Consider the following 10,694-nt stretch of genomic DNA (forward strand, 5'->3'; position numbering starts at 1 on the left):
TCTGGTGTTACTCAGTTCTCTACGTTCTAATATAGGTACTGATTGTCTAATGCTCAAGTAACAACTGGATAGCAAAAATTTTGTAACGCGAATTGACAAAAAGACGTTGAATAGAATTAGTCCGATAAAGTCTGGTAAACTTTTGTTCGCGCTTAGTTAATACATATAGAGAGATTTTCAAGGAGAACGATAACATGGCAAGGAACAGCGTAACAGGGCGTTTCCGAGATATTGAGATACTTTTTAGTCTTGATGGTGATGCCACCATTATGAGTGTACGGAATCTGGTTAACAGCGAAAGACAGGTGCGTGTGATGTATCAGAAGCTTTCGATGAGTGGACTCGCCAATTGGGCGCAGTTTCAGTTAACCGACGCGCCCATCTCGCGCCACCTCCCTACAGAGATTCTTGACGCATATCGATTAACCTTTTTTATAGATGATGCTGACCCCGTTTCTGCCCGCATTGAAAAGATATTAGCTGAATTGGAGGCACTCAAACCTGAAAAACTGGCGGAGGATACTTCGGAAACCGCCGCTGAATTGGATTCGCTCACACCTGAATCGCTAACGGAAATTCATGGTGAAATTCATGAACGCCTCTTAGGGAGTCCAGAAGACACCGCACCACCTTTGGAAACTGAGAATAACGCGGGTGAACCTGCTGTTCCTGATGTAGATGCAGCGCAACAGTTAGAAATAGAATCAGTAGTGGATACGCCGAAGGCAGAGACCGCGGAACCGATAGGAACAAGTCTTGATGAGGACGCACATGCTTTACCCGAAATCGAGACGACGCAAGAGATAAAAGAAAAAATAGAAGTGCCGGACCCTTCGGAGGAACGCACACCGGAATCGTTGCTACCGAAGAACGAACAGAAGCCAAGAAGGAAACCTGCTCCTCCACCTATGGCATTGAAAATACCTGTAACTCAGGGTGCCGTGTCTGTGTCGTCTATTGTGGATTCCAGTTTAGAATTTAAGATCGCAGTGCCGTCCCTTCCACCAAGTGCACTCGCTGCACAACGAAAGGCACAAGCATCCGCGCATCTGGGGGCTACAGCTTTAAAACGGAAAGAGAAAGGTGTTTTTGGGCATATCGCTGAAGCGTTGGGTCTGGCTGCCGGTGGTAGACGTGGCAAGGCTTATTATCAACAAAAAGGCGAAGCAGTTCAGAACATATTTCAAGACGAACTCGCTAAGTTGGAACGAGATTACAACGAGGGATATGGACTCAATCTCCTTGATTGGGATATGGACACGCTCTCCGAGTCGGAAATTGCAATTTGGCTCCTGAATCTCATGGTGAGCGAAGTGATCGAATGGCGGAAGGAGACCGGACGTCCTACACCTGAAAGCGAGCAGCTTGTCCAAGTGCTTGATGAAGTAGATACACGTCTCAGACGGACACTCAAGCAGACGCGCGGTGTCTCTACACCTGCCCCGACCTTGTTTCCAGACCTGCTCGCTGAAAGCGAACGCGATTTGGAGAAAATTCAGAATGAATGTGATGCTTACCTTCAACGCTTCGCCAGTAAGTTGGTCGACCAGGAGAAAGAACACGCCGAGAAGATTGAGGTGCTTATCTTTAAAAAATTCCTCATTGAATTTATCCGAGATTTTCTCTTCGTTGAGGTGGTAGAGAGCACGCGAGGCAGTGAATTACCGGAACGTCTCAATTGGTTCTTGGATATCGTTGATTCCGAAGTTATCCCGATTGAAGTCGGAGTAACGAAAGTTTCACCGAAGCATCATAAAGTCAAAGGCGCGCGTTCTTGCGAGTTTGGAGCGGGGACAATCGTTGAAGTTGTCAGGGTTGGGTTGCAGTCTAAGGATGGGAAACGGGTCAATCAGATGGCTGTCGTCATTGAAGCGGAGTAAAGCGGATGGAGACAAACGAACACTTAGTTCAAAAGATCGCGCAGCTACCACAGGTAGACCTCGGTCATTTCCCGACCCCCTTGGAAGAATGCCCGCGGCTTTCCGAAGCACTCGGGGGACCGCGCATCTTTATGAAACGCGAAGATTGCTCAGGTTTGGCTTTTGGGGGCAACAAAGTCCGGCAACTGACTTTCACGATCGGCGATGCTGTCGCAGAAGGGGCTGATACAATTATACAGGGCGCGGCTTCGCAATCCAATCACTGCAGACAAGCCGCTGCTGCCTGCGGTAAACTCGGACTCAAGTGTTATCTTCGCCTCGCCCGTGATCACAAAAGTATTCTCCAAGGGAATCTACTGTTAGATAATATCGCAGGCGCGAACGTTGAGATTGTTGATGTACCCTTCGGACCCGAATTAGATGTGGTGAAGTACGAACTCGCCGAAAAACTAAAGACGCAAGGACTGAAACCTTATGTCCTCGCAGCACCGCGTTCGACCGCCCTTGCCGCCGTTGCTTTTACGTGGTGTATCGCTGAAATTTCACAACAGCAACAGCAGTTGGGTATTGATGCAGATTGGATTTATACCGCTTCCGTAGGTGGCACACAAGCGGGGCTTGTCCTCGGCACCAAGACGCTTGGGCTAAAAATGAAACCGTTTGGCATCGCACCTATTGTTTGGGAAGGTAAATTTGATCGGCTACGCACCGCTGCAAACAATGCCGCCGAACTTTTGGAATTGGATACCCAAGTCACCGACGCAGATATTCAGAACACAGATGACTATATCGGACAGGCTTACGGTTACCTCACACCGGAATGTATTGATGCCCTCAAGCTCGTTGCCAAAACCGAGGGGATCTTCTTGGATCCTGTCTATACCGCTAAGGCGATGGCGTGCCTCATTGACCATATCCGACGGGGCAAACTCGGACGCGATGATACCGTTATTTTCCTCCACACAGGCGGCACCCCAGCACTCTTTGCCTACCAAGAAGAATTGACCGCCGATCTGTAGGCCTTATCCCTCGTAACTTGACGACAGGATCGCGGTTTCCCTATACATTTCTATGGCACTGATCTCGTGTGATAGCATCTAAGCACGTCTGATTTTCCCTTGCCTTTTTTTCCAAATCTGTTATTATCTTAACCGATAAATAGCAATTGAACATGATTTCAATTGCCACTTCTAACCTGTTAAAACGAGAACGCCCTGATGCTATTCCGTTTTTCGCTCTACGGTTTTCTGAAGAATCAACGTTACTATGAAAACTTTCTGTATCTCGCATTTCTTGACAAAGGGTTGTCCTACTTTGCAATTGGCATCTTGATTGGATTTCGGGAGGTTTGCACCAACCTATTTGAAATCCCGTCCGGCGCGGTCGCAGATCTTTATGGCAGGCGACGCGCCATGATTTTTTCGTTTTTTGCCTATATTGCTTCTTTTGTTATATTCGCAGTCAGTAAATCGCTGTTCCCGTTGTTCGCTGCGATGTTTTTCTACGGTTTAGGCGATGCGTTCCGCAGTGGCACTCATAAGGCGATGATCTTTGATTGGCTTCGCCTGCAGGGCAGGTCGGATGAGAAGACGAAAATATACGGTTTTACCCGTTCTTGGTCGCAGATGGGTTCCGCAGTCTCTGTTCTCATCGCAGGTGTGCTGGTTTTTTACAGCGGTAATTTTGTAGACATCTTCTGGTTCTCAATTATCCCTTATGCGATGAATATCGTTAACTTCTTCGGCTACCCTGCGCGGTTAGATGGTGATAGACAGAGCGAATTTTCCCTCAAAGCCGTTGCGCGTATGCTCGGCAGTGCCTTGAAACAATCAGTGCGATTCCCGCCACTCCGCCGATTGGTCTTTGAAGGCATGGGGTTTGAAGGGATGTATAAAGCCAGTAAAGATTATCTACAGCCGATTCTCAAACAGACAGTCATCGCATTGCCTTTACTTTTAGCATTAGATGAATCGAAACGCACAGCGTTACTTGTGGCAGGTGTCTACTTTGTGCTCTATTTCCTATCGTCCTTTGCCTCCCGGAATTCGCATCAGGTCTCAAATTGGCGCGGAAGCGACGAGGGGGCTGCCCGATTTATGTGGTGGGTAGATTTGGCATTCTTCGCTTTGTTGATTCCGGTATTGTGGTTCAATTGGTATCCGGCAATCATCGTACTTTTCGTTGGGCTGGCGATCCTCCAGAACTTCTGGCGCCCCGGTTTGATTAGCCGTTTCAATGCCCAATCCACACCTGAGATGAGTGCAACGATTTTATCTATTGAGGCGCAATCGAAATCGCTGGCAACAATTATTCTCGCGCCATTGCTCGGATTGTTGGTGGATAGCGTCGGGAACTTCTCGCCGGTAGGTATTATCGGGACATGCATCGCCGTTGCGATTCTACTGGCGTATCGCGGTGAATTAGGGGCGCGTCCTGCACCTGTATCAGCGTAAAACCCAGAGGCAACTTTTAGATCTCCTTAGGTGTTACGCATTTCCTCTTAAATTCTGGGGTATCGGGGTTGGGGATTTAGGCGATTCAATACAACCAAATACTCTCACTGTGAGGCATTTTCAGCAAAATGCGCCAATCTTCTGTTCAATTTACGTGAGTCCTAACCTAAAGAAAACTTCCAAAATATGTCCTATATCCACCGTCCTTATGATAATTATTATGAACCTGGTGAAAGTCTAAAGAACCTGTTTGGAGAATTAGTCGTACAGCCATTTGAACACGATCTACCGGCACTCGCGGAGGATGTTAGAAATACAAAAATATACTACTGGGAAGATATAGCGCGCATTCTGAGTCAAGGACAGAGCGATTTTGATGACGTTTCATTTGATAAAGCATCCAGTGAGTATTATTTTCCGAAAGACAAGGTATCCATCTATTGTGTCCATCACATGCCTCGGCACCTTTTCGGTTCTTATCACATCTTTACGAATTGCCTTGCACCGATAAACGAAAAGAATAAAGTTGTGTTCATTGACTTCGGCTGTGGTCCATTAACTTCTGGTATTGCTTTTCGGGCTTTTGCAGGAGAAAGCGATATTACTTATTTAGGCATTGATAGTTCGCAAACTATGCTTGATAAGGCGGCATCAATCAACAAATATGGTCCTAACAGATATAAAGAGCCTTTCTATGGCAAATTCGAGTTAGTTCGTGAGTGCGATGGTTTGACCCGATTATTGGACAAGTACATCGAAAACGGTAATGTGACCCAGATTATATTCAATTTTTGCTATTTTTTTTCCAGTCCCACATTGGATATTAAGAACCTATCTGAAGCCATCATTCAGATTATGAAGGAATACAATCAGCATAAAATGTGCTTCGTGTACCAAAATCCTGATCACCGATCACTGTCCAAATCCGGTCGTCTGAAAACGTATGGTAAATGGGAAAAACTCAAAACGAACCTTTCGATGATTAGAAGCCAAATAACCCAATCAGATGTTGAAACATTTTCCTACTGTAGACTCATAAATGGTTCACTGCACGATAACGCCAAAGTCTACTATGAGATACTTTGCGACGCGTAAAATTCACTTTGCATCTTGAGTTTGAGTTCAAGTTGTGTGATGAATCTAACACTTACATCTGATAGGACCCAAAAAATTCCGATCTGGCTTGCGTCTGAGAGTTTGACTGTCCTAAGCGCGGATGCGAAGAATAAATGGATGCACGGGATTCCCGCCAGAAAAACGGATGTGTGGGATGATCGCAAGTATGCACGTCAGCGACGCGTATCGCTCAGTTTTAGAAGATTGATTTAGCGTGATAATGATAGGTTGTAGTAAAAAAAGATATAGCCGTCACGCCTATAGAATGAAGGGCGGGACGGCTATAATATTTTGACAATTTCTTTGTGAGTTAGAACCGTTCTGTCTTGACCTCGCCCCATTTCGTCGCCAATTTTTCTTTCGCATCCACAGGGAAAGGTGTATCACGATTCAGATCATCTTCCGGTTCACCTTCAAAATATCGGAAGTTATCAATCCAGAAATCGACATCCGATTGTGCAATCGCTAATCCAACCCACATATCTCTTTCAACATCGGCTTTGGATTGGAAAGTGATGTGATACTCCGCCCATTCCGGTCCTAATAGATTGATGGCACCGCCTTGATAGAAGGTCCAAGGGGCGTGTTGCATCTGGAGGCTGAGTTGTACCTCGCGCGGCTTTTCAGAACGCGCCCAAAAAATCACGGTGTACGTTTCGCCGGACTTCATTGAGGCATCCTTTTGCCGAACCTTCGCATGCCACGCGGTACCTGTTGCTTTATGCCCGATAACTTTGAGCGATTGTTTCCCGTGTTGCGGATTTTTCTTATCGATTTCCATCGTATAGAGTCCACCGCGGCCGCAGCATGCGCCGTCCTCTAAACCCCAAGCCGCTAAATCTTCTTCAAAACTGTGGTTTTCAAGGAGGAGTTCTCCTTCCTTCCATTTTCCCCAATCTTGTGGGGTTCCTGCAAAAGTGCTCAGACCTACAAGCAGCATAAGCAAGAATACGCTAATAGCAATAGATTTTGTCACGTTAATTTTCTCCTCTGTGTGCTAAAGTTATATCTATAAAATTAGGTCTCGCTTCGCATAAGGGATTCCACTTCAGGTAGAATTTGTGAGACCGCCGCCTGATCAACAGTGTCAGCGACGCTGCTATAACCTGCTGTGTGAATCATTTCTACGAGGTTTTGTCCGAGTTGTTCAATCGTCCATGCGACTGAATCCGGCACACTCGCTTTATCGAGATGCCGTTGGTCGTTTTTCCCGGAGGGGTCATAGTGATAGTGTGGATCCTTGCGAAAGCAGTCGAAACGGAGCAGTTGAATATTTTCACCCTCTGCCTCGCCGTAAACACGTACAGAAGGACCGCCGTCTGCACCAAAATTACGTTCGTCGACGTGGAGTTCAACACCACCGACTTGGAACACTTTTTCATTCATCAGTTTTGCCTCCAGTTTACAGAAGTATAAATATATTATACATCAAAGTTACAGAGATGTCAATGAAAACTCTTTTGTGGAGTAGGTTTATAATTTTTTCCCTATTACTCATAATCTTTTTTAAAGTATTTACTATATAAAAAACTTGCAAAAAGAACACTGATGTGATATACTATTTAATAAATTTTGAGTTTGTCTAAATTAAGATGAAACAACAGATGCTTGACCGCTTTGGGCGGATCCATACGAATCTTAGAATCTCGGTTACGGATGTCTGCAACTTTCGATGTATCTATTGTATGCCGGAAGACATGACCTTCATGCCAGATGCGGCACTCATGACTTATGACGAGATTTTACATCTCGCGCGTATTTTCGTCGGGTTAGGTGTTAATAAAGTCCGTATTACTGGAGGCGAGCCGCTTGTCCGGCCCGGTGTGCCAGCACTCATAAAGCGATTAACCCAGTTAGAAGGACTCAAAGACATTAGTTTGACAACGAACGGCATCGGACTCATTAGCCAAGCACAGGCACTCTACGATGCTGGGCTTCGTAGGATTAATGTGAGTTTAGATACGCTTAACGAAGAGAAATTTGAGCAGATGACCCGCCGGAAAGTACTTTCTCGCGTGCTTGACGGGTTAAAGACGGCACACGAATGTGGTTTTCATCCGATTAAAGTCAACGCTGTCGCAATGCGAGGTTTTACCGACGACGAGATTGTCGATTTGGCGACCTTCGCACGAAAAAATAACTACCAACTCCGGTTCATCGAATTTATGCCACTGGATGCCGATGATGTATGGGGACGCAACATGTACATTCCGGGAAAAGAGATTATCGAAAAAATTAACGCGCTCTATCCGCTCACACCAGTATCCGTGAATGGCGAGGCGAAAAGCGACACGGCACAACGTTATCGCTTCGCTGATAATGGAAACGAAGTAGGTGTTATACCCTCTGTGAGTGAACCGTTTTGCGAAAATTGCAACCGAGTCCGCATTACTGCTGATGGGAAGTTCCGGACCTGTCTCTTCTCGCTAACGGAAACAGATCTGCTGACACCACTACGCGAAGGCGTAGCCGATGAAGCCATTGCTGAATTAATTCTTGGTGCGGTTGAACAGAAAGCGGCAGGGCATAAGATTAACGCAGCCGACTTCGTTAAACCCGAACGAAATATGTCGAGGATTGGTGGATAAGTACTAAAATCAACAATGCGTGAGACCCATCCGCGAGAAATACGAGTATACCAAACCGCAAGTGGGCGAGAACCTTTCAACGAATGGTTGAGCGCAATTCGAGATATAGAAACACAAGCTCGGATACGGGCACGTCTCGAGCGTCTTGAGGATGGTAATTTGGGAGATTGCCAATCTGTTGGGGACGGTGTTTTTGAGTTACGGATCCACTTTGGATCAGGTTATCGAATTTATTTTGGACAGATAGGTAACACAATCATTCTTTTACTTTGTGGTGGTGATAAATCATCACAAAGACGAGATATAGAACGAGCGAAAATTTATTGGTTGGAATATAAAAGGGAACATCTATAAACAAATGAGAACATGGCGTGAATGTCTTATTGAGCAGCTTGCTGATCGCGAAAGTGCAATTGCCTATCTGCAAGCAATCCTTGAAGACTACCAAATCTACAAGAGCCGTGCCGTGGTTCGGAGGTCGCTTCTGACTGTTGTTGAAGCGCAAGGTGGTATTTCTGAGTTTGCAAAACAGGCAAATATAGACCCGCAGGCCCTTTCAAAAATGATCTCTAACGAGGATGTGCCTTTGATTGAGGCACTCGGAATTATTCTTAAAGCACTTGGATATCAACTCTCAATCCAGCCGATAAAACTTGAAGCCTCTAACCTTGGCAAATACACTGGTGGGTTAGACAGACAAAACACATCGGCGCATGTGGCGGAAAATTGAATGGATTAACAACAATAGTGAAACGAAATGCGCTCGCAAGTAGCAAAGTATTAAATGTTCTAAATTTAGCATGATTAAGGAGTCCGAAATTAAAAAATGGCCAATGAGTTGACAATCAAAGACTTGCACATCAGTGTGCAAGGAAACCCAATTATCAAAGGATTAAATTTAAGTGTCCAACAGGGTGAGATCCACGCGCTTATGGGACCAAACGGGTCGGGTAAGAGTACCCTCGCTAAAGGTTTGATGGGGCATCCTCTTTACGAGGTTGATTCTGGTGAGGTGATTTTCGATGGTGTCAATGTCTTGGAATTGGAACCCAACGAACGCGCCAAACTCGGACTTTTCCTCGCCTTCCAGTATCCGACGGCGATTCCAGGGGTCAGTTTAGCAAATTTCCTAAGACTCGCTGTCAGTGCTGTCCGCGGCAAAGGAGCGAACGGTTCCGATAACGATGGACTTATTCCGATGCGCGAATTCCGGCGTGAGCTTCGCGAGAAGATGCAACAACTCGGCGTTGATGATTCTTTCGCGAGACGGTATCTCAACGATGGGTTCTCTGGTGGTGAGATGAAGCGCGCTGAGATCCTACAACTCGCAGTACTTGAACCGAAAATCGCTATTCTCGATGAAACCGATTCCGGACTCGATATTGATGCTGTCCGAATCGTCGGTGAAAGCGTGAGTCAGTTGATCGGACCAGATTTGGGTGTCCTGATTATCACGCACTATCCACGTTTGTTGGACTATATCCGCCCGCAGTTCGTGCATATCCTGCTTGATGGGAGAGTCGTTGAATCCGGCGGATGGGAATTGACACAGGTGTTAGAAGCAGAGGGTTACGATCCGATTCGTGAAAAACACGGTATTGATGAATAGTTGTTAGGACAGGGTTGTCGGTTATCAGAAGGTAACTTGCTGACTGAAAACCGATAACTGAATACCGACGGCTACTGAAGGAGGAAGTAAAATGGCAGATTCTGAAAAGAACGCGATAGAAGAACTCGGAGTTAGTAAAGAGTATCAATACGGGTTCCACGACGATATTAAACCGACGTTCAAGTCACGCAAGGGATTGGACGAGGAAGTCATCAATCAGATGTGCGACATTAAAGGTGAACCCGACTGGATGCGCCAGTACCGGCTTGAGGCTTATAAGATTTTCAAGCAGAAGCCGATGACAAAATGGGGCGGCGACCTATCGCAACTCGATTTTGACGACATCTATTACTACGTTAAAGCCTCTGACCGAAGTGAACGCAGCTGGGACGATGTACCCGACGATATCAAAAAGACTTTTGATCGACTTGGTATTCCTGAAGCCGAGCGGAAATTCCTCGCCGGTGTCGGGGCACAGTACGACTCCGAAGTCGTTTATCATAACATCGTTGAAGAATTGGACAAAATTGGTGTTGTATTCCTTGATACTGATACCGCTATCAAAGAGTACCCGGATCTGGTGAAGAAATACTTCGGAACGATCATCCCGTCTGCGGATAACCAGTTTGCGGCACTCAATAGTGCTGTTTGGAGTGGCGGCAGTTTCGTTTATGTCCCGCCAGGTGTGAAGGTTGAATATCCACTGCAAGCCTATTTCCGTATCAACAGCGAAAATATGGGGCAGTTTGAACGAACACTCATCATTGCTGATGAAGGTTCACAGGTTCATTACGTTGAAGGGTGTACCGCACCGACATTCAACAGCGAATCTCTGCACAGCGCAGTCGTTGAGATTGTTTGCATGAAAGGTTCGCGGGTCCGTTATACCACTATCCAGAATTGGGCGAACAATGTATATAATCTCGTCACGAAGCGGGCATTCGCTTATGAGGACGCGCAAATGGAGTGGGTTGATGGTAACCTCGGCAGCAAGTTAACGATGAAGTATCCGAGTGTCTATATGATGGAACCGGGTGCACGTGGCGAC

12 protein-coding genes are annotated in these 10,694 nt (G+C 46.2%); 10 read left to right on the forward strand and 2 right to left on the reverse strand.

Annotation, left to right across the window (positions count from 1 at the left end; translation table 11 throughout):
* Nucleotides 1–194: 194 nt before the first annotated feature.
* From OXH00_20015 to OXH00_20035, 5 genes are all read left to right on the forward strand, one after another.
* Nucleotides 195–1,880, forward strand: a complete 1,686-nt coding sequence (locus tag OXH00_20015; GenBank protein ID MCY3743306.1) for a hypothetical protein — start codon at nucleotides 195–197, stop codon at nucleotides 1,878–1,880.
* A gap of 5 nt (nucleotides 1,881–1,885) precedes the next feature.
* Nucleotides 1,886–2,899 (forward strand): D-cysteine desulfhydrase family protein, encoded by a 1,014-nt coding sequence (locus OXH00_20020; GenBank protein ID MCY3743307.1) that lies wholly within the window; start codon nucleotides 1,886–1,888, stop codon nucleotides 2,897–2,899.
* Between the two features lie 198 nt (nucleotides 2,900–3,097).
* Complete coding sequence (locus tag OXH00_20025) at nucleotides 3,098–4,333, forward strand: MFS transporter (protein ID MCY3743308.1); 1,236 nt, start codon at nucleotides 3,098–3,100, stop codon at nucleotides 4,331–4,333.
* Nucleotides 4,334–4,519: 186 nt separating this feature from the next.
* On the forward strand, nucleotides 4,520–5,428 hold the full coding sequence (locus tag OXH00_20030) for a class I SAM-dependent methyltransferase (GenBank protein ID MCY3743309.1): 909 nt from the start codon (nucleotides 4,520–4,522) through the stop codon (nucleotides 5,426–5,428).
* A 21-nt stretch (nucleotides 5,429–5,449) separates the two neighbouring features.
* Nucleotides 5,450–5,662: an alpha-ketoglutarate-dependent dioxygenase AlkB gene (locus tag OXH00_20035; protein ID MCY3743310.1), complete on the forward strand. Its 213-nt coding sequence runs from the start codon at nucleotides 5,450–5,452 to the stop codon at nucleotides 5,660–5,662.
* A 97-nt stretch (nucleotides 5,663–5,759) separates the two neighbouring features.
* Here OXH00_20035 and OXH00_20040 read toward each other — a convergent pair whose 3' ends face one another.
* The gene (locus OXH00_20040) at nucleotides 5,760–6,425 is read right to left on the reverse strand and encodes a carbohydrate binding domain-containing protein (GenBank protein ID MCY3743311.1); all 666 of its coding nucleotides are present in this window, start codon (nucleotides 6,423–6,425) and stop codon (nucleotides 5,760–5,762) included.
* 41 nt (nucleotides 6,426–6,466) lie between these two features.
* Complete coding sequence (locus OXH00_20045) at nucleotides 6,467–6,835, reverse strand: hypothetical protein (GenBank protein ID MCY3743312.1); 369 nt, start codon at nucleotides 6,833–6,835, stop codon at nucleotides 6,467–6,469.
* Nucleotides 6,836–7,053: 218 nt separating this feature from the next.
* Between OXH00_20045 and moaA the strand changes: the two genes are divergently transcribed.
* The 5 genes from moaA to sufB form a co-directional block, all read left to right on the forward strand.
* Nucleotides 7,054–8,037 carry a GTP 3',8-cyclase MoaA gene (moaA, locus tag OXH00_20050; GenBank protein MCY3743313.1) on the forward strand — a complete coding sequence of 328 codons (984 nt, stop codon included), beginning with the start codon at nucleotides 7,054–7,056 and terminating at the stop codon, nucleotides 8,035–8,037.
* A 15-nt stretch (nucleotides 8,038–8,052) separates the two neighbouring features.
* Nucleotides 8,053–8,391 (forward strand): type II toxin-antitoxin system RelE/ParE family toxin, encoded by a 339-nt coding sequence (locus OXH00_20055; GenBank protein ID MCY3743314.1) that lies wholly within the window; start codon nucleotides 8,053–8,055, stop codon nucleotides 8,389–8,391.
* A gap of 4 nt (nucleotides 8,392–8,395) precedes the next feature.
* Nucleotides 8,396–8,767, forward strand: a complete 372-nt coding sequence (locus tag OXH00_20060; GenBank protein ID MCY3743315.1) for a helix-turn-helix domain-containing protein — start codon at nucleotides 8,396–8,398, stop codon at nucleotides 8,765–8,767.
* A gap of 96 nt (nucleotides 8,768–8,863) precedes the next feature.
* Nucleotides 8,864–9,646, forward strand: a complete 783-nt coding sequence (sufC, locus tag OXH00_20065) for a Fe-S cluster assembly ATPase SufC (protein MCY3743316.1) — start codon at nucleotides 8,864–8,866, stop codon at nucleotides 9,644–9,646.
* Nucleotides 9,647–9,737: 91 nt separating this feature from the next.
* Nucleotides 9,738–10,694, forward strand: a 957-nt coding sequence (sufB, locus tag OXH00_20070; GenBank protein ID MCY3743317.1) for a Fe-S cluster assembly protein SufB, incomplete at its 3' end; no start/stop codon positions are given.

The sequence above is a fragment of the Candidatus Poribacteria bacterium genome (genome assembly GCA_026706025.1).
In the GTDB taxonomy this organism is placed as follows: Bacteria; Poribacteria; WGA-4E; order WGA-4E; family WGA-3G; genus WGA-3G.